Source organism: Clostridium mucosae (assembly GCF_024622765.1).
Lineage (GTDB): Bacteria > Bacillota > Clostridia > Clostridiales > Clostridiaceae > Clostridium.
Genome location: NZ_JANKAF010000013.1, coordinates 22,325 through 45,411, shown reverse-complemented (window position 1 = coordinate 45,411; position 23,087 = coordinate 22,325). Strand labels below are relative to the sequence as shown.

The window sequence follows — 23,087 nt, the reverse complement described above, 5'->3', positions numbered from 1 at the left end:
GGAGGACGTTTAAATGGCTTTAAAATTACTTATAATAAATCCAGGTTCAACATCAACTAAAATAGGGGTATATGATGGAGAACAAGAAGTATTAGTGGAAACTTTAAGACACTCATCAGAGGAAATATCAAAATATGAAACAATATATGATCAATTTAAATTTAGAAGAGACATTATAATGAATGTATTAAAAGAAAAGAACTTTGATATAAATACTTTAAATGCAGTAGTAGGTAGAGGTGGGATGCTAAAGCCTATGGAAAGTGGTACTTATAAAGTTAACGAAAAAATGCTTCAGGATTTAAAAGATGGTGTGCAAGGACAGCATGCTTCAAATTTAGGAGGAATAATTGCAAACCAAATAGGTAATGAACTGAAAATACCAGCTTTCATAGTAGATCCAGTTGTTGTTGATGAACTTAATGAAGTTGCAAGAATTTCAGGTGTTCCTGAATTAGAACGAGTTAGTAAGTTTCATGCATTAAATCAAAAAGCTGTAGCTAAAAGATATGCAAGGGAATCTGGAATTAAATATACAGATTTAAACCTAATAGTTGTTCATATGGGAGGCGGAGTTTCAGTAGGAGCTCATAAAAATGGAAAAGTAGTAGATGTAAATAATGCCTTAGATGGAGAAGGCCCATTTTCACCAGAAAGAGCAGGTTCGTTGCCAGTAGGAGCTCTTATAAAAATGTGTTATAGTGGGAAATTTACAGAGCAAGAAGTATATAGCAAGGCAGTTGGAAAAGGTGGGTTTGTAGCATACTTAAATACAAATGATGCTAGAGATGTGCTAAAGTTAGCAGCAGAAGGGGATAAGAAAGCTCAAGTTTGTTTTGATGCATTTATATATCAAATTTCAAAATCAATTGGAGAAATGGCAACAGTTTTAGAAGGAAAAGTTGATAGAATAATATTTACAGGTGGAATAGCCTATTCAGAAAAAGTTATAGATGAATTAAAGAAAAGAGTAGGATGGATAGCACCTATTGTAGTTTATCCAGGAGAAGATGAATTATTAGCCTTAGCACAAGGAGCAATAAGAGTAATGACAGGAGAAGAAGAAGCTAAGGAATACATTTAAACTGAGCATATAAAGGCTACGATAACTAGATATGTTCCATAAGCTAAATAGCTATGCAAAGAAGTACTAGGCTCGTAAGATGTACTATGCCAAGAGTTTTGGTTAACTCGCTACGCTCAAACAAACCAACAACGCTAAGGCCTAGTACCTCTTCCTTCGCCAAGTACTTCTAATTGCTCGCTATATGCTTATTTCACAGTCTATTTATCTTAGCCAACTTATATTTTAAATTTAAATTAATATTGGAGAATGAAATAGTTAGAAGCAAAACATCATTAACTTTTCATTATTTTGCGCTGTAAAATGCTACTAAGGTTTTAATATTACTTTTATGCAGTTGTCTTTTTTATTATCAAAAATATCATAAGCATGTTCACCATCATTTAATGATATTTTGTGTGTTATTATATCTCTAGCATCGAATTTACCTTCTTGTATAAGCTTTAAGATTGGATCAACATATGCTTGAGCTGGGCATTGACCCATTTTTAAAGTTACATTTCTAGAAAAGAAATCGCCAAGTGGAAATAAATTATATCTAGCGCCATAAACACCAACCATAGAGACAGTACCACATTTTCTAATAGCTCTACTAGCAATTTCTATTGCAGATTTAGAGCCACCTTGAAGTTTTAGCATAGATTCCACTTTTTCAAATGTAGACATTTTACCATCCATGCCAACACAATCAATTACAACATCGGCACCACCATTAGTTAATTCTTTTAGATATTCTCCAGTATCATCATAATCTTCTAAATTAACAGTTTCTACACCCTTGTAGCTTTTAGCATGATTTAATCTATAGTCTACACAATCTACAGCGATGACTCTCTTTGCACCTTTGAATATTGCCCATTTTATAGATAAAAGTCCAACTGGACCACATCCAAGAACTACGACAGTATCACCTTTTTTCATACCGCTCATTTCAACACCCCAGTAAGATGTTGGTAATATATCAGTTAAAAATAATACTTGTTCATCTTCAAGTTCTTCAGGAATTATAGTAGGCCCAACATTAGCATAAGGAACTCTTAAATATTCTGCTTGACCTCCATCATAACCACCAAAGGTATCACTATATCCAAATAATCCTCCAACTTCTCCATAGGGATTAGAATTATCACATTGTGAATATAATTCATGATCACAATACCAACAATGTCCGCAAGAAACAGGGAAAGGTACAATAACTCTATCACCTTTTTTAACCTTTTTAACACCTTTACCTACTTCTTCAACTATTCCCATAGTTTCATGCCCTAAAACTGATCCCTTTCTAAGATTAGGAACTCTGCCATGAATTAAATGAAGGTCAGATCCACATATTGCTGTAGATGTAACCTTAACTATAATATCTTCATTATGTTCTATTTTAGGATCTTCAACATTTTCAACTCTAACATCTCTAATACCCTCATAAACAATAGCCTTCATAAGACACCTCCAAAAAATTATACTAGATATAGTTTTAGAAGTTTTTGTAGATAATATACTTGATAAATAAAGAAAGGTATTGAGATTACATATTTCAGAGGTATTATTAGGTTCTAATAAAAAAATTAAGATCTTTGCTAAAGTAGGATAAATTAAAGATATATAAGGTGTGGTTTAAAAGTTTTATTTTATAGAAATAGGAATAAATGAAGAGGAGTGGTATAAATAGATTGAGTATTAATAGGTTAGAAGGTAATTATATTACATGATTAAAATATTGACTAAGGATATATATTATTACCTTAGTCAATATTTACTAAGTTTTAAATTAAAGTTATAATTATTAACTTTAATTTAAGAAAATTATATGAGGTCAGTTACTCAATAGATTAAAATAAGTTTTGTTAAATTTTATGGCTTCAATATTATTTTTATATATGTATCCTTTCTGTCGTTAAATATATTAGATGAGTAGTCTTGATTGTCAAATGCATTAGATTGGTCATTTCCGTTATTTTTAGTAGTACCTTGAGTTATTATGTCTGCTGTATTTCTAGTATCCCTAATACCTTCATATACAATTGCTTTCATAAAGCACCTCCAACAATTAAATAAAATTTTGAATTAATTGATATATATTAATTCTTCCAAAGTTGCATACCAAATATACATTAAAGTGCGAGGTAGTTTTAAAATATAAAATTATGGTAAAATATAGATATAGGAGGAGATATTATGATAACTTCATTTAATACAAATAATAGGATGACAATGGTTTCAGAAATGAAAGGTGACACAATATTTCAAATTTTAGAGTATGATGATTTAGAGGGATCAGATGATTTAAACTTATCAATCCAATTAGATTTTATGAAAAAATCATCAATAAAATTAAGACAAATTAGATTAATACTAGATGATAGTTCAGTTAAGATAGAAGCAGGAGCCCTAAGTTATATGAAGGGGAATATAGAGATAGAAAATAAAACTGGAGGAATTATAGGACTTGGGAAAAAGTTTTTTTCAAGTAAGGTAACAAATGAATCAATGTTTAAGCCAATTATTAGGGGAAGTGGTGAGGTGTTTTTAGAACCCACATTTGGACATTTTACTTTAATAGAATTGGAAGACGAAGAAATAATTGTTGATGATGGGTTATTCTATGCATGTGAAGAGAGTGTAGAAGTAGAGCCTGTAATTCATAAAAATGTATCTTCATTAATTTTTGGAAATGAAGGAGTATATCAAACCAAATTAAGTGGAAGTGGTATAGTAGTATTGGAAATACCAGTTCCAGATAAGGAAATATTAAGATGTAAGATGTTTAGAGATACTTTAAAGGTAGATGGTAACTTTGCTATTTTAAGAAGTTCAAATATAGAATTTACTGTAGAAAAATCAGGAACTACATTAATAGGAACTGCACTCAATGGAGAAGGTTTACTTAATGTATATAGAGGAACAGGAGAAGTATGGCTAGTCCCAACTAAAGCTATATATGATGAGTTAAAGGAAAAGGGATTAAGGGAATTAAGATATCCACATGGGGATAGTAATACAGAGATTTAGATAAAAAATGCTTTATGGCAATAAAGTTGTAAACAAATAAAAAGACAGGTATAATTTATTAGTAGTATTCAAAAGAAAACAAGGAGTGAGATATTTGGGTCAAGCAGAAAGCAAGCTTAAAAATCCAGAGCTAGATCTATTTTTTGAAGCTGTTTTGAAGTTAGAAAATATAGATGATTGCTATAATTTCTTTGAAGATGTTGCAACAATAAATGAGCTTAAGGCACTAGCACAGAGAATGCATGTTGCAAAAATGTTGAAGGAAAAGAAGGTATATACAGAAATTGCAGATGAAACTGGAGCCAGTACAGCAACTATAAGTAGAGTGAATAAATGTTTGAATTATGGTACTGGAGGATATAACTTAATTCTAGATAGATTAGAAGAAAAATAGAATATAATAAAGTTGTAATAATAATAAAGTTGTAATATATAATTTGTGAATGTATACTATTTATTAGGACATTATGTAAAACCAATAAACCAATAGAAAAAGTGAGGTAAAAAATATGGGTAGAATGTTTGGGACAGATGGAGTTAGAGGTATTGCCAATACAGAATTAACATCTGAAATAGCGTATGGCTTAGGGAGAGCAGGAGCTTATGTATTAACAGAAGGAACTCACAAGCCAAAAATATTAGTTGCTAAAGATACAAGAATATCAGGAGATATGCTAGAAGCAGCTTTAGTATCAGGAATACTATCAGTAGGAGCAGAAGCTGTTATATTAGGCGTGGTTCCAACTCCAGCAGTAGCACACTTAATTAGAGAATATAATGCTGATGCAGGTATAATGATTTCAGCATCACATAACCCTGTAGAATATAATGGAATAAAGTTTTTTGATAATAAAGGATACAAATTACAAGATGAATTAGAAGATGAAATTCAAAGAGTTATAGAAAGTGGATTTGAAGGAGTACCAAGTCCAACAGGACATGACTTAGGAAGATCATCAATTGAAGTTGGAGCTCTTGATGAATATACTGATTATGCATTATCAACAATTCCAGTAGATTTAAAAGGTTTAAGAGTAGCTTTAGATTGCGCTAATGGAGCATGTTACAAAGCGGCAGTAAAGGCATTTAGACAACTTGGAGCAGAAGTTTATGTTATAAATGATAATCCAGATGGAACAAATATAAATGAAAACTGTGGATCAACACATCCAGAAGAATTACAAGATTATGTTATAAGAAAAAAATGTGATTTAGGATTTGCTTTTGATGGAGATGCAGATAGATGTTTAGCAGTAGATGAAAAAGGAAATCTTATAAATGGAGATTTCATACTAATGCTATGTGCAAAATATCTTAAAGACTTAGGAAAGCTTAAAGATGATACTTTAGTTGTTACAGTAATGAGTAATCTTGGTTTAGATATTGCTTCTAAAAGAGAAGGTATCAATGTTATAAAAACTAAGGTCGGAGACAGATATGTATTAGAAGAAATGGTTAAGGATGGATATGTTTTAGGTGGAGAACAATCAGGACATATAATATTCTTAGATTATAATACAACTGGTGATGGATTAGTTACAGCTCTTCAAGTTGCTGCAATAGCAAAGAAAAGTGGAAAAACGTTAAGTGAATTAGCTGGAATAATGAAGGAGCTTCCTCAAGTTTTAGTTAATGCTACAGTTCCAAATGAAAAGAAAAATATATACTTAGAAGACGAAGAAATAGTTAATGAAATAAAGAAGATAGAAGAAGCACTACATGGTGCAGGTAGAGTTTTAATAAGACCTTCAGGTACAGAACCACTAGTTAGAGTTATGCTAGAAGGGGAAAATCAAGAAGAAATAGATAAAATGGCGCATGGATTAGCAGATTTAATATTAAGCAAAATATAGTAGAATAATGAAAAAATGAAATTCTGCTTGAAATTATAAGTTCAAATGTACATGAAATTAAAGAAGAAACTCAGCTGAAGAGCTGAGTTTCTTTTTTTATAAATATACAATTATTTTACAAATTTAGTCAAGTTTCAAGGGGCTAACGTTTCGCGAGTCCCTTGATTTCTATGTCTATTCTTCTATTGTGACTGATAATTGTAACTCCCCATTATCTTTTATATCGTTTATTCTTATATGAAGTACTCCTGAATATTTAACAGCAACATCTGGGTTAATTGCATCAGGTTTTAATGCATATGAGAAATTCTCTTCATTTCTTTTATTATACATCATAATATCAGTATGATTCTTTAGATTGATAGTAGAAATCCCTGTCTGTTTATTTTGTCTAGGTTTTAATGTAGGAATAACTACATCTTCTGACATACTTCCTTCATAATTAAAGGAAATATCATTAATAGTTGTATCAGTATTGTTAGTAATATTTACTAGAGTTAATTGTAGTGGTGGAAATCCGCACATAAAAAACATCCCTCTCAATTTAAATATTTTATATTAAAATAAATAATTTATTATTAACAAATTATTTATTTTAGTATCTTGTGAACTAAATTTAATTTAGAATATGAAATTATATATAAGTAATATGTTTTAAAATCGGTTGATTAATAAATATTTTTATATAATATTGTTCATAGAAATATTATTACTACATTTGTTTTTTATTTTATTTAGCATTGATATTAATGATTAATATAGAAAATATAGGTTATTATATAATATTTTACTATTATTATAAAAAATGTAAATAGGATGATTAATAAATAAGAATCCTAGATTTAAGTTGTAAATTAAATTGATAAAAAAATGTATATTTTAATGGAACAAAAATATGATAATAGAAAAATAATTAGTTGTTTATCAGTAATAAAGGATATTAATTAATAAAATGGTAATTATTAGTATTATGAAAAAGTATTCAAAAAGCAATTTGGTAAAGTTTTGAATTTGTGATTGACACTGGAAGAAATGAGGAGTAGAATTTTAGCAATAACAAAATTTAATATGTCCTTATAAGTTTTATAAATGCGAAGACGGAGACTTTTGTTTAGAAAATAAAGTTACAGAGAGTCCATGGTAGGTGTGAATGGATACTTTACTAAATGAATATCACTCTAGAGCAGTGTCCAGAAAGTACATGGGGGTATGAGTAAGCGACTACCGGTAAGCACCGTTAAAGGCAAGGGTTTGATAGAACCTAGTGATAGTATAATTTAAGACGGAATGTTTATTACCACCATATTGAGTCATATCATAAGGGTGGTTTTTTTACACAGTTTTTTAATAAAGGGGGCTAAAAATTTGGAAAGGCATGTATTATCTGTACTGGTACGCAATTCATCTGGGGTATTAACTAGAGTTTCAGGATTATTTGCAAGACGAGGATTTAACATTGATAGTTTAACTGTTGGGAGAACAGAAAATCCTGAAATATCTAGAATGACAATTGTATTAATGGGGAATGAAGATGTACTAGAGCAATTTACAAAACAACTCAATAAGCTAGAGGATGTTCTAAGAGTGCATGAATTAAAGTCAGAATTTTCAGTATATAGAGAGCTGGTTTTAATTAAAGTACAGGCTTCATCAGAAAAAAGAGGAGCAATAAACGAAGTAGTAAAAATATTTAGAAGCAAGATAATAGACGTTGCTCACAATACAGTAACAATAGAATTAACTGGTGATGATAGCAAAATAAATGCATTAATAGAGCTTATGGAAGACTACGGAATAGTAGAAATAGTAAGAACAGGAATAACAGCATTGGAAAGAGGAGACAAAGATATAACAGAGTATGGGGAATATTTTAATTAATGGACAATTGATAATTGACAATGGACAATTTAATGGATAATGGAAAATTGACAATTGATAATTATCCACTATCAATTGTAAATTACTCTTGGGGGTGTTTTAGCAATGAGCAATAGACGAATAGAAATATTTGATTCGACTTTAAGGGATGGGGCACAGGGTGAAGATATTTCATTTTCTCTTGAGGATAAAATCAAGGTTGCTATGGCTTTAGATGAAATGGGGGTATCTTATATAGAGGCAGGGAATCCTGGATCAAATCCAAAGGATATGGAATTTTTTAAAAGGATGAAAAATATTAATTTAAAGAATTCTAAGTTAGCTGCGTTTGGGGCAACGAGAAAAGCTAACATTACGGTTGAAGAAGATATTAATATTAAAAGTTTAATAAAAGCAGAAACAGATGTTATTGTTATCTTCGGTAAGGCATGGGATTTTCAAGTTAAAGAAATATTGAAAACATCACTAGATGAAAATATAAATATGATAACTGATTCAGTTAGATATATAAAAGATAAAAATAAAGAAGTCATATTTGATGCAGAACATTTCTTTGATGGATATAAAGAAAATAAGACATATGCTATGGAAACTATAAACGCAGCAAAGGAAGCTGGAGCTGATGTAATAGTATTATGCGATACAAATGGAGGAACACTTCCATCTGAAATTAAAGATATATCAAAGAGCGTAATGGAATCAATAGGCGGAAGAGTAGGAATTCATTGTCATAATGATATTGGAATGGCTATATCAAATTCAATAATGGCTGTAGAAGAAGGGATATGCCATGTTCAGGGGACATTTATAGGTGTTGGAGAAAGGTGTGGAAATGCTAATTTATCAGCTATTATACCAACATTGCAATTAAGGATGGGTTATGAAGCTATACCAAAAGAAAGATTATCAAACTTAACAAAGACAGCAAGGTTCATTTCAGAAATTTCAAATATAAATTTATTAGATAATATGCCATATATAGGGGCATCAGCTTTTGCACATAAGGGTGGAATGCATATAGATGCAGTGTTTAAATCATCAAAATCATATGAGCATATAAAACCAGAGCTTATAGGAAATGATAGAAGATTTTTAGTATCAGAAGTAAGCGGTAAAAGTACAATTCTAAAAGAAATACAAAAGATTTTCCCAAGTATAACAAGAGAAAGTGAAGAAGTAGAAAAGATAACTAATAGGCTAAAGGAATTGGAATATGAAGGCTATAAGTTTGAAGGAGCAGAAGGGACAGTAGAACTCTTAATAAGAAAAACAATAGGAAAGTATAAACCTTTTTTCAAACTTAATCATTTTAAAACAATAGGAGAACAGCCATGGAATAATAAAGATTTTACTTCAACAGCATTAATTAATATAACAGTTGATGGTAAGAATAAAATGACTGCATCTGAAGGTGATGGTCCTGTGAATGCATTGGATAAAGCATTAAGAGAAGCTCTTGAATGTTTTTATCCACAATTAAAAGAAGTAAGATTAGTAGATTATAAGGTTAGAGTTTTAGATTCAGAAAGTGCAACAGGAGCAAAGGTAAGAGTTCTTATAGAATCAACAGATGGAGTAGAAAATTGGAGCACTGTTGGGGTATCAAGAGATGTTGTGCAGGCCAGTTGGATAGCTTTAGTTGATTCATTAGAGTATAAATTAATAAAAGATATAGAAAAAACAGTAAGAATGTATTTTTAAAAAGGGGGCTTAAAAATATGGGAATGACTATGACTCAAAAGATTCTAGCAGCTCATGCAGGACTAGAAAGTGTAAAGGCAGGTCAACTAATTGAAGCAAACTTAGATTTAGTATTAGGTAATGATATTACATCGCCAGTTGCAGTAAAAGAGTTTAATAAACTAAACTTAGATAAGGTATTTAATAAAGATAAAATAGCTATAGTACCAGATCACTTTACACCTAATAAGGATATAAAAGCAGCAGAGCAATGTAAATTTATTAGAGAGTTTGCAAGAGAAAAAGAAATCACTAACTTTTTTGAAGTCGGAGAAATGGGAATAGAGCATTGCTTAATACCAGAAAAAGGTTTAGCAATTGCAGGGGATGTTGTAATTGGGGCAGATTCACATACTTGCACATATGGGGCATTAGGAGCATTTTCAACAGGAATAGGATCAACAGATATGGCTGCTGGTATGGCTACAGGTAAGTGTTGGTTTAAAGTTCCTTCAGCAATAAAGTTTGTTTTAAAAAATAAGCCATCAAAATGGGTTAGTGGAAAAGATGTAATACTTCATATAATTGGGATGATAGGTGTTGATGGTGCATTATATAAATCCATGGAATTTGTAGGGGATGGATTAAAATACTTATCAATAGATGATAGATTTACAATGGCTAACATGGCTATTGAAGCAGGTGGAAAAAATGGAATATTCAAAGTTGATGATATAACTATTAAATACTTAATGGATCATGCACAAAGAGAATGGAAGGTATATGAAGCAGATGAGGATGCTGAATATGATGAAGTTTATGAAATAGATTTAAGTACATTAAGACCTACAGTAGCATTTCCACATTTGCCTGATAACACAAGAACTATAGATGAAGTTGGAGAAGTAGCTGTAGATCAAGTTGTTATAGGATCTTGCACAAATGGAAGAATTTCAGACCTAAGAGTTGCAAGAGATATATTAAAGAATAAAAAAGTTAAAAAGGGAGTTAGATGTATTGTATTCCCAGGAACTCAAAAGATTTACCTTCAAGCTTTAGAAGAAGGAATAATAAAAGATCTAGTAGAAGCTGGAGCAGTAGTATCAACACCAACTTGTGGTCCATGCCTAGGTGGGCATATGGGGATACTTGCAAAAGGTGAAAGAGCAATATCAACAACAAACAGGAACTTCGTAGGAAGAATGGGGCATGTTGAGTCAGAAGTTTATCTAGCAAGTCCAGCAGTAGCAGCAGCATCAGCATTGACTGGGAAGATAACAAGCCCGGAAGAAGTAGAGAACAATGGATAATGGATAATGAACAATATAATTAATAATTAATAAGGGATAATGTACAATTTAGGAAATAATTCAGGCAAGCTGAGTTAGAGAATTTTAGTTGTTTTAATAATTCAGCAAAGCTGAATTATATCCACAATTATCAATTTTCCATTGTCAATTGTCAATTTAAACAAGGGGGTTATGTAAATGAAAGCAAGTGGAAAGGTCTTTAAATATGGTGACAATGTAGATACGGATGTGATAATTCCTGCAAGATATTTGAATACATCGGATCCTAAAGAATTAGCAATGCATTGTATGGAAGATATAGATTCTGATTTTACGAAGAAGGTTGAAAAGGGAGATATAATCGTTGCAAATAAGAATTTTGGATGTGGATCATCAAGAGAGCATGCTCCAATAGCAATAAAAGAAAGTGGAGTAAGCTGTGTAATAGCATCAACATTTGCAAGGATATTCTATAGAAATGCAATAAATATAGGATTGTCAATAATAGAATGTGAAGAAGCGGTTAAATCAATAGAAGCAGGAGACGAACTCGAAATAGATTTTACTACAGGAGTAATCAAAAACAAATCAAAAAATCAAGAATACCAAGGAGAACCATTTCCAGAGTTTATGCAGAAGATAATAAATAGCAATGGACTAGTAAACTATATTAAGAACAATTCATAATCAATGGATAATGGAGAAAGGACAATGGATAGTTAATGAATAAACTCCTGCGGAGTTTATAAAATTTAATAATTCAGCGAAGCTGAATTATATCTACAATTGTCTATTGTCAATTAATAAGGGGGGCTTTTTAATATGAATTATAAGATAGCGGTTATACCAGGGGATGGAATTGGTCCAGAAGTTGTGGAACAAACTGTGAATATTTTAAATTGTGTTGGGGATAAGTTTAATCATGTGTTTGAATATGAATATTTATTAGCTGGGGGATGTGCAATAGATAAAAAAGGAACACCTCTTCCAGATGAAACTTTGGAAGCATGCAAGAAGGCTGATGCTGTATTACTTGGTGCAGTTGGAGGACCGAAGTGGGATAATCCAAATGCAAAAATTAGACCAGAGCAAGCATTACTTGGGCTTAGAGGTGGAATGAATTTATATTGTAATTTAAGACCAGCTTTATTATATGAACCTCTTAAGGATGCATCTCCACTTAAAGATAGCATTATAGGTGATGGAATTGATATATGCGTAGTTAGAGAATTGACTGGTGGAATATATTTTGGTGAAAGAGGAAGAGAAGAGCTAAATGGAGTATCTGGAGCTTATGATACTGAAAGATACAATGTAAATGAAGTAAGAAGAATAGCTAAAATAGCATTTGATACAGCAATGAAGAGAAAGAAAAAACTTACTAGTGCTGATAAGGCAAATATTTTAGAAACTTCAAGGCTATGGAGAAGTGTTATAGAAGAAGTAGCTAAGGATTATCCAGATGTAGAAGTAAATCATATGTATGTTGATAATGCAGCTATGCAATTAGTTAGGGATCCAAGACAGTTTGATGTAATAGTGACATCTAATATGTTTGGAGATATTTTATCTGATGAAGCTAGTATGATAACTGGTTCTATAGGAATGTTACCTTCAGCTTCATTAGGAGAAGGCACTCTTGGAATGTATGAGCCGATACATGGAAGTGCACCAGATATTGCAGGGAAGGGAATAGCCAATCCGTTGGCAACAATACTTTCAGCAGCAATGATGCTAAGATTTAGCTTTAATTTAGAAAAAGAAGCTAATCTTATAGAAGAATCTGTTGTAAAAGTGCTAGAAGATGGATATAGAACAGGTGACATAATGAGTGAAGGAATGAAGCTAGTTGGAACTAAAGAGATTGGAGAGTTAGTTATACAAAAAATATTGGGATAAAAGAGGTGAGTTATTTGAGAAGCGATGTAGTTAAAAAGGGACCATCAAGGGCTCCTCATAGATCATTACTAAAGGCTACAGGTCTTACAGATGAAGAAATAAATAGGCCGTTAATTGGAGTTGTAACTTCACAAAATGATATAATTCCAGGTCATATAAATTTAGATAAAATAGTTGAAGCAGTTAAAAAAGGCGTAATGCTATCTGGGGGAACACCTTTGGTATTTCCAACTATAGGAGTATGTGATGGTATTGCAATGGGACATGAAGGAATGAAGTATTCCTTAGTTACAAGAGAACTTATAGCAGATACTATTGAGTGCATGGTTAAGGCTCATGGATTTGATGCTTTAGTTTTAATACCAAATTGCGATAAAATTGTTCCAGGTATGATGATGGCAGCATTAAGATTAAACATTCCAGCAATTGTTGTGAGTGGAGGACCAATGCTTGCAGGGAAATTTAAGGATAAGGAAGTATCACTTTCAACTATGTTTGAAGCAGTTGGCGCTTATGAGAATGGGACTATGTTAGAAGGAGATTTGTGTGAACTAGAAAATAAGGCATGCCCAACATGTGGGTCATGTTCAGGAATGTTTACTGCAAATTCAATGAATTGTTTGGCAGAGGTTTTAGGGCTAGCATTGCCTGGTAATGGAACCATACCAGCAGTATATTCAGAAAGAATAAGACTTGCTAAATATGCAGGGATGAGAATAATGGATTTATTAGAAAAAGATATAAAGCCAAGAGATATAGTTAATGAAAAGTCTATAAAGAATGCTTTAACAGTTGATATGGCTTTAGGATGCTCAACAAATAGTGTACTTCATTTAACTGCAATTGCAAATGAAGCAAAGGTTGAAATGAATTTAGATATTATCAACGAAGTATCTTCAAAAACTCCAAACCTTTGTAAGTTGGCACCAGCATCTGATACTCATATAGAAGATTTATATTGGGCTGGTGGAATACAAGCTGTTATGAAGGAACTTTCAAAGAAGGATTTATTAGATTTGGATTGCATAACAGCAACTTCTAAAACTCATAAAGAAAACCTAAAAGATGTAGTAGTAAATGATAATAATGTAATAAGAAATATAGACAATCCATATAGCACTACAGGTGGAATCCAAGTATTAAGAGGAAACTTAGCAAAAGATGGAGCAGTAGTAAAAAAATCAGCAGTTCTAGAAGAAATGTTAACACATAAGGGACCTGCAAGAGTATTTGATTCTGAGGAAGAAGCAATAGAAGCAATTATTTCTAAAAAAATTATAAAAGGTGATGTAGTAGTAATAAGATATGAAGGGCCTAAGGGTGGTCCAGGAATGAGAGAAATGCTATCTCCAACATCAGCAATAGCAGGAATGGGATTAGATAAATATGTAGCATTAATAACAGATGGAAGATTTAGTGGAGCAACAAAAGGAGCTGCAATAGGGCACGTTTCTCCAGAAGCAGCAGAAGGAGGAACAATAGCATTAGTTGAAGAAGGAGATATAATTTCAATAGATATACCAAATGGTAAACTAGAGCTTTTAATAGATGATAAAGTTTTAGAAAAAAGAAGAAAAAATAAAACATTATTAGAGCCAAAAGTAAAAGAAGGCTACTTAGCAAGATACGCTAAGTTGGTGAGCTCGGCTAGCAAAGGAGCAATACTGGAGTAATGGATAATTGGCAATGGATAATTGTCAACTGTCAATTATCCATTATCCATTGAAATAAGGGGGTTATTTATGTTTTTAACAGGGGCTGAAATATTGATTAAATCTCTCTTGGATGAGGGTGTTGATACTATTTTTGGATATCCTGGTGGTGCTGTTCTTAATATATATGATGAGTTATATAAGTATAGGGATAAGATAAATCATATATTAACAGCGCATGAGCAAGGGGCAGCACATGCGGCAGATGGGTATGCTAGGGCAACTGGAAAGGTTGGTGTATGTTTAGCAACTTCTGGACCTGGGGCAACTAATCTTGTGACTGGGATAGCAACTGCTTATATGGATTCTATACCAATGGTTGCAATAACGGGAAATGTTACAAAGCAACTTCTTGGAAAAGATAGCTTTCAGGAAGTTGATATAACTGGAATAACTATGCCGATAACAAAGCATAATTATATAGTTAAAGATGTGAATGATTTACAAGGAATTATAAGGGAAGCTTTTTATATAGCTAAAGAAGGTAGACCAGGACCAGTACTAATAGATATACCTAAGGATATTACGTCAGCTAAAGCAAAATATGAACCTATAATTCCAAAGGAAGTAGAAAGAAAAACAAAGCATATAACGGATGAAGCTTTAGAAGAAGTAGCCGCATTAATAAATGAGGCTGAAAATCCTTTTGTTTATGCAGGGGGTGGAATAGTAGCATCAGAAGCTTTTGAAGAGCTAAAGGGATTTGTTGAAAAAATAAATTCACCAATAGCGACTTCGCTTATGGCAATTTCAGCATTTCCTTATAATCATCCATTATATACAGGGATGATAGGAATGCATGGAACTAAAGCTTCAAATATATTAGCTACTAAATGTGATCTATTAATAAATTTAGGAGCAAGATTTAGTGATAGAGTCATTAATAATCAAAAAAATATAAAGAATGCAAAGGTAGTTCATATAGATGTAGATCCAGCAGAAATTAATAAAAATATCAAAGTGGATTCATTTATAGTTGGGGATTTAAAGGTTGTTCTTCAAAGGTTAATTCCATTACTAAAAGAAAAGAAAAATGAAGAATGGTTAAATCAAATGAATCAACTTAAAGATTTAAATGTTAAAGATACTTCTATTACAGGAGAGTTAACTCCAGAGTTTTTATTTAGGAAGCTTAGTGAATTAGATGATGGAAGTTTTGTAATAGCTACTGAAGTTGGTCAGCATCAAATGTGGGCAGCTCAGTATTTTAAATATAAGAATCCAAGAAGTTTCATATCCTCAGGTGGACTTGGAACTATGGGATTTGGATTAGGGGCATCAATTGGTGCACAAATTGCACTAAAGAATAAGCAGGTTTTTAATATAGCTGGAGATGGAAGCTTCGGAATGAATTGTAATGAATTAGTTACAGCAGTAAAGAATAATTTGCCTGTAATTATAATAATAGTTAATAATAATTCATTAGGAATGGTAAGGCAATGGCAAAACTTTTTCTATGAGGCAAGATATTCATCAACAACTTTAAATAGATCGACTGATTTTGTTAAATTAGCTCAGGCCTTTGGGGGAAGAGGTTTTAGAGTTTATGAAAAAGAAGAACTAGAACCAGCTTTAAGGGAAGCCTTAGAGTTTAAAGGGCCAGTAGTAATAGATTATGTAATTCATAATGATAAAAAAGTATTTCCTATGGTTGCACCTGGTGCACCAATTAATGAAATAATAAGTGAAGAAGATGTAGATAATTAGGGGGTTAGAAAAATGGCAAAAATGTATTATGAAAAGGACACAAATTTAGAATTATTAAAGGGGAAAAAGGTTGCTATAATTGGATATGGTAGTCAAGGCCATGCTCATGCATTAAACTTACATGAAAGTGGAATTGATGTTGTTGTTGGACTTTATGAAGGAAGTAAGTCTTGGGAAAGAGCTGAAAAAGCAGGATTACATGTAGCAACAGTTGCAGAAGCAGCAAAGGCTTCAGATGTAGTGGTTATATTATTACCAGATGAAAAACAAGCAAATGTATATAAATCAGAAATAGCTCCATATCTAGAAGAAGGAAATGCACTAGTATTTGCACATGGATTCAATATTCATTATGGACAAATAGTTCCGCCAGAAAATGTAGATGTATTTATGTGTGCGCCTAAGGGACCAGGACATATGGTAAGAAGAACATATACAGAAGGATCAGGAGTTCCATGTTTAATAGCTGTATATCAAAATCCAACAGGAAATGCTCGTGATTTAGCTTTAGCTTATTCAAATGGAATAGGTGGAGCCAGAGCTGGAGTATTAGAAACTACATTTAAGGATGAAACAGAAACAGATTTATTTGGAGAACAAGCAGTTCTTTGTGGAGGTTGTACAGCGCTTATAAAAGCAGGATTTGAAACTTTAGTAGAAGCAGGATATGCTCCTGAAAATGCATATTTTGAGTGTTTACATGAAATGAAGCTAATTGTAGATTTACTATATCAAGGTGGAATGAGTATGATGAGATATTCTATATCAGATACTGCTGAATACGGTGACTATATGGTGGGGAATAGAATAGTAACTGAAGAAACAAAGAAGGAAATGAAAAAGGTGTTATCTGAAATTCAAGATGGAACATTTGCAAAGAATTGGTTATTAGAAAATCAAGTTGGAAGACCTATGTTTAATGCAAGAAGAAGAATGGAAGCAGAACATCCAATTGAAAAAGTTGGTCAAGAATTAAGAGAAATGATGAGTTGGATAGATACTAAGAAGTTGGATTAGGAATATTTTAAAAGGAGCTGTCTATAAGGCAGCTCTTTAATTTTAATTGTAAGAAGGCTCTTTATTCTATACATATTTAATATATGTTATAATTAATATAGTAAAAACAAAGGAGGATTGGGTATGTTTTTAGATGAACTTAGCAAAGAGTTAGGTACTGCCTATATCAACTTACTTGTAGAATTTGCGTTAGTAGATGATAAAGTAGAAGAAAAAGAGAAGGAATTAATTGAGAGAGCATTAAAAGAAATGAATATGGAGGACTTTGATTTAGAAGAAGTTAGCCATGAAGAAACAATCAATGTTATAAGGAATGCTGGAGAGAGAATAATAAACATAGTATTTTTTGAATTAACTAGAGTTGCATTAGCAGATGCTGAATATGAGATGTCTGAAGTAAGATTTTTAGATGATTTAGCTGAAGAATTAAGCATTTCTAGGGTTAAGAGATTCCAAATGGCAGATTATTTTTATAAGCATTCAGAATATGATGAAGAAGATAAAGAAAGTCAAGAATCAGTTAAAATAGAGGCACAAGCATTTTTAAATTAAATATTTAAATTAAAAATTAAATAAATGAAAGTAAACTAGTAGAGAAAACTTATATCTCATGTTTTAGAACTTATTTATAAAATTAATAAATTTGAATTTCTCTACTTTTTTCTTTTAATTTTAGGTGGAAATATATAAGTTTATTCTAATTCTAAACAAATTTATTAGATTGGTGAACTTACATATTTTCACTTTCTTATTTTTAAAAGAAGTTATAAAATAGTTAATATAATATTTTTAGAGGGAGAGATTAATTTTGAGAATAGGTAGCTTTTTAAAATTAGTAGAGATACAAACAAAAGTAGCAAGTGTAATTCCATTTTTATTAGGAACTTTTTATGCTTTATACAGATATGATAATTTTAATATAAAAAATTCAATAATAATGTTTTTATCAATGATAATATTTGATATGACTACTACAGCGATTAATAATTATATGGATTATGCAAAAGCAGTTAAAAAAGAAGGATATGGATACGAAACTCATAATGCTATAGTTAGTTATAATTTAAATCCAAGAGTAGTTAGGATAACTATTTATTTTATGCTTATATTAGCAACAGCTTTAGGGTTACTGCTAGTTAAAAATACTAATATAATAGTTTTATTAATAGGTGCAATTTCATTTGTTATAGGAATTACATATTCATTTGGTCCAATACCAATATCAAGGACACCATTTGGAGAAATATTTTCAGGTCTTGCAATGGGATTTATAATAACGTTTTTAACTATCTATATACATATATTTGATTCAGAGATATTATCAATTAACTTTACCAATTTAAATAACATAAGCATAAACTTTAATATACTTGAGTTGATATACATATTTATTGTAAGTTTACCAGCTATAACTGGAATTTCTAATATAATGCTTGCAAATAATATTTGTGATATAGATGAAGATATAGTAAATAAAAGATATACACTTCCGATATATATTGGAAAAGAAAATGCCTTAAAGGTATTTAAATGGTTATATTATATTGGATTTATTGCTATAGTAGTTGGAGTATTGCTTAGAATATTACCGGTAGTTTCAATAGTAACATTACTAGTATTAAAAGTTATAAAGGGAAATATAAATAAGTTCAATAAACTTCAAACTAAAAAAGATACTTTTGTATTAGCAGTAAAGAATTTTGTTGTGATGAATGTAGTTTATGCATTAACTGTGTTAGGTGGAGTTATTTTAAATTTATTTTAAAAACAAAAATATTATTTAAACAATTTAAAATAAATTAATGGATTTATTGATTGTGTCAAATTACATAAATAATTTTTAATTTTATAGGAGGAACTGTCTTTTAAGATAGCTCCTTTTTTTACTATAAATTTAGATTGAAATGAATATTGTATTTTGGTAACTGCAAGCTTTCTGAACTTATGAGGGCATCATCAATAAGATGATTACCTAATAAGTATAATTTAAAGTTTAAGAGAGAAAATAATTGTGTGGTTATGAGAGAGGGAGAATAAATATATGGTGAAAAAAGGAGGAACTAAAATGAAAAAATTATTAATAGGTATGTTAATAACTTGTAGTTTAGGATTAGCAGCCTGTGGAAACGCTACAGAAGGAAATCCATCAACAAATAACAATTCAGGTACAGGAGTAACAGATAAGGCAGGCACAGGAACAACAGATGGTACAAACGGAATGAATGGAACAAATGGTACTGGAGTGACAGATAATACAAATTCAAATACTAATGGTACTAATAATCAAGGGGGCTCAGTAAATGAGAGTAGGACTTCTGTAAATAATTTATACACAGAATTTAAAGGAAAAGTTGAGGGCGGAGTAGAAAATATAAAAGCTGAAGATTGGGATAAATATAGCAGTGAATTCAAAGGGAAACTTACAAATTTAAAGAACACAGTTGAAGATGCTTCCATAAAAAGTACTGTAGATGATATGGAAAATTTATTTAACCAATATGATAAAGCAATAAGAGAAAAAACAGATGTTGCTAAAGACAAAGTAGAAGAAATAAGAAATAGAATAGAAAATGCATTAAAATAGATATTGAATAAAAGGTTATCTTAAAAAGTATAGTTTAAGATAACCTTTTTATTAAGTTATAAATTACTTTTATAAAAGCTTTTTATTGAGTTATAATTTACTTATTAAAAATATAATGAAGATTAGACTAGGTGATAAAATGAATTACGTTTATATATTAAAATGTAGCGATAACACTTTATATACAGGGTGGACAACCTCTCTAGAAAAAAGGATTAAAGCTCACAATAGTGGAAAAGGAGCTAAATATACAAAAGCTAGATTACCAGTAGAAATAGTATATTTTGAAGAATTTGAAGATAAAAAAGATGCAATGAAAAGAGAATATGCAATAAAGCAATTATCTAGAAAAGAAAAATTAAAATTAATAAGCATGTTTACTATGCATAATGCAGTTTAATATAATATATTTATAATAAAAATGAAATTAATAAAGGATGTAGTTACTTTTATAAAAAGAAAAAGTAACTACATCTTTTTTAGATAATAGACAATTGATAAAAGAATCAACCTTAAAGCATAGATATGAAAATTCAGCTTAAGATGAGCTTTTTACATAATTATGAATTGTCCATTATCAATTATCCATTGTAAATATGTCTAGACATCTACATGTATAGTTATTAACAAGAGTAAATAAGAGAAAATGAAAGATATATAGAATTAATTTAATAAAATAGCTTAAAATAATTAAATTTAAATAAAAATAGTTGATTTTAACAAAAAATGTGTTAGAATTAGTGTAGATTTTAATTTTATATGCATAAGATAGAGTATAGATTAAATCAAATATTTAAAGAAAGGAGAAAAATGATAATAAAAATAAAAGCGCCAGAACTCAAATGAGTTGACGAGGTTGGGGAGTATCGATACTTCGGCGGGTGCCCCACGGTATTGCACACTACCGTTAACAGCTAATAAAACTACAAAGTGATTTGTAGGACAACATTAGCTTGGTGTTAAAACCTTCAATAAGGAATATAAGTTCTTTATTAGAAATAAAATTAAAAATACAGTTGAAGAAAAGGAAGGAAGATAAATATGTGCGGAATAGTTGGATTCGTAGGAAAAAAGGAAGCATCTCCAATATTAGTTGAGGGATTATCAAAGCTTGAATACAGGGGATATGACTCAGCAGGAGTAGCTGTATTAGAAGATGGAGAAATTAAAGTTAGAAAGTTTAAAGGACGTTTAAAGAATTTAGATGATCATTTAAAGCAGAGTCCTTTAAAAGGAAGTATAGGAATAGGACACACTAGATGGGCAACTCATGGAGAGCCATCAGATATAAATTCACATCCTCATACAAATGGAAATGCAACAATAAGTGTTGTTCATAATGGAATTATAGAAAATTATATGAAGTTAAAGGAATGGCTTAAGACAAAGGGATATGAGTTTTATTCAGAAACTGATACAGAAGTTATTCCAAACTTAGTAGATTATTATTATAAAGGTGATTTATTTGAAGCTGTAGTAAAGGCAACTTCAAAAATGGAAGGAAGCTATGCAATAGGTGTTATTTGTAAAAATGAGCCAGATAAAATAGTTGCAGTTAGAAAAGATAGTCCATTAATAGTTGGACTTGGAGAAAAAGAATACTTTATAGCTTCAGATATACCAGCAGTTCTTAATCATACAAGAGAAGTTTATTTATTAGAAGATAAAGAATTTGTGGTAATGACTAGAGATGGAATAGAAATTAAGACAGAAGATGGCGAAGTTATAGATAAGGAAGTATATCATGTTACTTGGGATGTTGATGCTGCTGAAAAGGGTGGATATGAAGATTTCATGTTAAAAGAAATTCATGAGCAGCCAAAGGCAATAAAAGATACTTTAACTTCAAGAGTTTTAAAGGATTCAAAAGTTAAATTAGATAATATAAATATCACTAAAGAAGAATTAGAATCTTTTGATAGAGTATTTATAGTTGCTTGTGGAACAGCTTATCATGCAGGATTAGTTGGAAAAACTATAATAGAAAAGTTAGCTAAAATACCAGTTGAGGTTGATATAGCTTCAGAATTTAGATATAGAGATCCATTAATAACAGAAAAGTCATTATTAATAGTTGTTAGCCAATCAGGAGAAACTGCTGATACTTTAGCAGTTTTAAGAGATGCGAAAAGAATAGGAGCAAAAGTTTTAGCTATAACAAATGTTGTTGGAAGTTCAGCTTCAAGAGAAGCACATCATGTACTTTATACTTGGGCGGGTCCAGAAATAGCAGTTGCTTCAACAAAGGCTTATGAAACACAATTAATAGCAATGTATATTTTAGGAATATACTTTGGAGAAGTTAAGGGTACAATTGATAATGAAACAGCAGAAAATCTTAAAGAAGAATTAATGAATTTACCAGAAAAGGTAAATGAAATATTAGTTAAGAAAGATGAATTACAAAAGTTTGCATCTAAAAACTATATGGATAAAGATCTTTTCTTCTTAGGAAGAGGATTAGATTATGCTGTTGCTTTAGAAGGTTCTTTAAAGCTTAAAGAAATATCATATATTCATTCAGAAGCATATGCAGGTGGAGAATTAAAGCATGGTCCAATAGCTCTAATAGAAAATGGAACTCCAATAATAGCATTATTAACAGAAGATAGATTAAGAGACAAAATGATAAGTAACATCAGAGAAGTAGTTACAAGAGGGGCAAGAGTTCTAGCAATAGCAAATGAAGGGGACGAAGATGCTAAGGAGGTTTGTGATGATGTAATTTATATCCCAAATACAAATTCATTATTAACTCCAGTATTATCAGTAGTTCCACTTCAATTAATATCATACTATATGGCTAAGCAAAAGGGTTGTGACGTAGATAAGCCACGTAACTTAGCAAAATCAGTTACTGTTGAATAGTATTTGTTATAAAGGAGAGAAGTAATCATGAGAGAAGATTTAGTTAAAACTTTATTAAATGAATATAAGGAAACTGAAAAGGCATTAGAGCTTGGAATAGATTGGTTAAATGATAAAGATTACGCTAAAGGAAAACTTGATTTAGTAAAAGTAATAATATCTGATTTAGAAAGGCTATCTAAAGAAGCTTAATAATATAAGAATGGGGCTGTAGCAAAATAAATTTTGATATTAGCTCATAAAAAGGGAAGCTCTAATTCGAGCTTCCCTTTATTCATACATAAATGATAAAAATTTATATTTAAATTTAAAAATGTCTTTAAGCAAGCAAAATCAATGGTTTAAAAGGGGCTCGCGAAACGCGACCCCCTTTATAAAAATAAGAGATTAACTTTTTTAAGGCAATAAAACTACTTGAAATTGAATTGGACATTGATTTAAAAAATATTTTAAAAGTATATTTTATTAAAAAGGTAGATAAATATGATAAAATGTAGATATACATAA

Annotated in this window: 21 protein-coding genes; 18 read left to right on the top strand and 3 right to left on the bottom strand. The window is 30.7% G+C overall.

Annotation, left to right across the window (positions count from 1 at the left end):
* Nucleotides 1-13: 13 nt before the first annotated feature.
* Nucleotides 14-1,084: a butyrate kinase gene (buk, locus tag NSA50_RS13915; protein ID WP_257445915.1), complete on the top strand. Its 1,071-nt coding sequence runs from the start codon at nucleotides 14-16 to the stop codon at nucleotides 1,082-1,084.
* Between the two features lie 309 nt (nucleotides 1,085-1,393).
* Here the strand turns inward: buk and NSA50_RS13910 are convergent, their stop codons facing one another.
* On the bottom strand, nucleotides 1,394-2,524 hold the full coding sequence (locus NSA50_RS13910) for a zinc-dependent alcohol dehydrogenase (protein ID WP_257445912.1): 1,131 nt from the start codon (nucleotides 2,522-2,524) through the stop codon (nucleotides 1,394-1,396).
* A 411-nt stretch (nucleotides 2,525-2,935) separates the two neighbouring features.
* Entirely contained in the window at nucleotides 2,936-3,115 is a 180-nt protein-coding gene (locus tag NSA50_RS13905) for a hypothetical protein (protein ID WP_195264772.1), read from the bottom strand.
* A gap of 144 nt (nucleotides 3,116-3,259) precedes the next feature.
* Here NSA50_RS13905 and NSA50_RS13900 point away from each other — a divergent pair, with 144 nt between their 5' ends.
* The 3 genes from NSA50_RS13900 to glmM all read left to right on the top strand — a co-directional run bounded on the left by NSA50_RS13900 (nucleotide 3,260) and on the right by glmM (nucleotide 5,946).
* Nucleotides 3,260-4,093: an AIM24 family protein gene (locus NSA50_RS13900; protein WP_195430762.1), complete on the top strand. Its 834-nt coding sequence runs from the start codon at nucleotides 3,260-3,262 to the stop codon at nucleotides 4,091-4,093.
* Between the two features lie 94 nt (nucleotides 4,094-4,187).
* Entirely contained in the window at nucleotides 4,188-4,487 is a 300-nt protein-coding gene (locus NSA50_RS13895) for a YerC/YecD family TrpR-related protein (protein WP_195264775.1), read from the top strand.
* A gap of 115 nt (nucleotides 4,488-4,602) precedes the next feature.
* Complete coding sequence (gene glmM / locus NSA50_RS13890; protein WP_195264777.1) at nucleotides 4,603-5,946, top strand: phosphoglucosamine mutase; 1,344 nt, start codon at nucleotides 4,603-4,605, stop codon at nucleotides 5,944-5,946.
* A gap of 174 nt (nucleotides 5,947-6,120) precedes the next feature.
* Here glmM and NSA50_RS13885 read toward each other — a convergent pair whose 3' ends face one another.
* Nucleotides 6,121-6,471, bottom strand: coding sequence for a hypothetical protein (locus tag NSA50_RS13885; protein ID WP_257445904.1), 351 nt, complete (start codon nucleotides 6,469-6,471; stop codon nucleotides 6,121-6,123).
* An 840-nt stretch (nucleotides 6,472-7,311) separates the two neighbouring features.
* On the opposite strand from NSA50_RS13885, the gene ilvN reads away from it, so the two are divergent.
* The 14 genes from ilvN (at nucleotide 7,312) to NSA50_RS13815 (ending at nucleotide 22,772) form a co-directional block, all read left to right on the top strand.
* The gene (gene ilvN, locus NSA50_RS13880) at nucleotides 7,312-7,824 is read left to right on the top strand and encodes an acetolactate synthase small subunit (protein WP_257445900.1); all 513 of its coding nucleotides are present in this window, start codon (nucleotides 7,312-7,314) and stop codon (nucleotides 7,822-7,824) included.
* Nucleotides 7,825-7,929: 105 nt separating this feature from the next.
* Complete coding sequence (cimA, locus tag NSA50_RS13875) at nucleotides 7,930-9,525, top strand: citramalate synthase (protein WP_195431342.1); 1,596 nt, start codon at nucleotides 7,930-7,932, stop codon at nucleotides 9,523-9,525.
* Between the two features lie 17 nt (nucleotides 9,526-9,542).
* Complete coding sequence (gene leuC, locus NSA50_RS13870; protein ID WP_195266864.1) at nucleotides 9,543-10,814, top strand: 3-isopropylmalate dehydratase large subunit; 1,272 nt, start codon at nucleotides 9,543-9,545, stop codon at nucleotides 10,812-10,814.
* 177 nt (nucleotides 10,815-10,991) lie between these two features.
* Nucleotides 10,992-11,480 (top strand): 3-isopropylmalate dehydratase small subunit, encoded by a 489-nt coding sequence (gene leuD, locus NSA50_RS13865; RefSeq protein ID WP_257445896.1) that lies wholly within the window; start codon nucleotides 10,992-10,994, stop codon nucleotides 11,478-11,480.
* Between the two features lie 135 nt (nucleotides 11,481-11,615).
* A complete protein-coding gene (leuB, locus tag NSA50_RS13860; RefSeq protein ID WP_257445893.1) occupies nucleotides 11,616-12,692 on the top strand; it encodes a 3-isopropylmalate dehydrogenase in 1,077 nt (358 codons plus the stop codon).
* A 14-nt stretch (nucleotides 12,693-12,706) separates the two neighbouring features.
* The gene (ilvD, locus tag NSA50_RS13855) at nucleotides 12,707-14,365 is read left to right on the top strand and encodes a dihydroxy-acid dehydratase (RefSeq protein ID WP_257445890.1); all 1,659 of its coding nucleotides are present in this window, start codon (nucleotides 12,707-12,709) and stop codon (nucleotides 14,363-14,365) included.
* A 69-nt stretch (nucleotides 14,366-14,434) separates the two neighbouring features.
* On the top strand, nucleotides 14,435-16,111 hold the full coding sequence (ilvB, locus tag NSA50_RS13850; RefSeq protein ID WP_257445887.1) for a biosynthetic-type acetolactate synthase large subunit: 1,677 nt from the start codon (nucleotides 14,435-14,437) through the stop codon (nucleotides 16,109-16,111).
* Between the two features lie 12 nt (nucleotides 16,112-16,123).
* Nucleotides 16,124-17,128 (top strand): ketol-acid reductoisomerase, encoded by a 1,005-nt coding sequence (ilvC, locus tag NSA50_RS13845; RefSeq protein ID WP_257445884.1) that lies wholly within the window; start codon nucleotides 16,124-16,126, stop codon nucleotides 17,126-17,128.
* A gap of 123 nt (nucleotides 17,129-17,251) precedes the next feature.
* The gene (locus NSA50_RS13840) at nucleotides 17,252-17,680 is read left to right on the top strand and encodes a hypothetical protein (protein ID WP_195266870.1); all 429 of its coding nucleotides are present in this window, start codon (nucleotides 17,252-17,254) and stop codon (nucleotides 17,678-17,680) included.
* Nucleotides 17,681-17,936: 256 nt separating this feature from the next.
* Nucleotides 17,937-18,893: a 1,4-dihydroxy-2-naphthoate polyprenyltransferase gene (gene menA, locus NSA50_RS13835; RefSeq protein WP_257445882.1), complete on the top strand. Its 957-nt coding sequence runs from the start codon at nucleotides 17,937-17,939 to the stop codon at nucleotides 18,891-18,893.
* 300 nt (nucleotides 18,894-19,193) lie between these two features.
* Entirely contained in the window at nucleotides 19,194-19,712 is a 519-nt protein-coding gene (locus NSA50_RS13830) for a hypothetical protein (protein WP_195431360.1), read from the top strand.
* A 139-nt stretch (nucleotides 19,713-19,851) separates the two neighbouring features.
* Nucleotides 19,852-20,112: a GIY-YIG nuclease family protein gene (locus NSA50_RS13825; RefSeq protein ID WP_195266873.1), complete on the top strand. Its 261-nt coding sequence runs from the start codon at nucleotides 19,852-19,854 to the stop codon at nucleotides 20,110-20,112.
* 641 nt (nucleotides 20,113-20,753) lie between these two features.
* Nucleotides 20,754-22,580 (top strand): glutamine--fructose-6-phosphate transaminase (isomerizing), encoded by a 1,827-nt coding sequence (gene glmS / locus NSA50_RS13820; RefSeq protein ID WP_257445877.1) that lies wholly within the window; start codon nucleotides 20,754-20,756, stop codon nucleotides 22,578-22,580.
* Nucleotides 22,581-22,607: 27 nt separating this feature from the next.
* On the top strand, nucleotides 22,608-22,772 hold the full coding sequence (locus NSA50_RS13815) for a hypothetical protein (RefSeq protein ID WP_195266875.1): 165 nt from the start codon (nucleotides 22,608-22,610) through the stop codon (nucleotides 22,770-22,772).
* The last annotated feature ends 315 nt before the right edge of the window (nucleotides 22,773-23,087 follow it).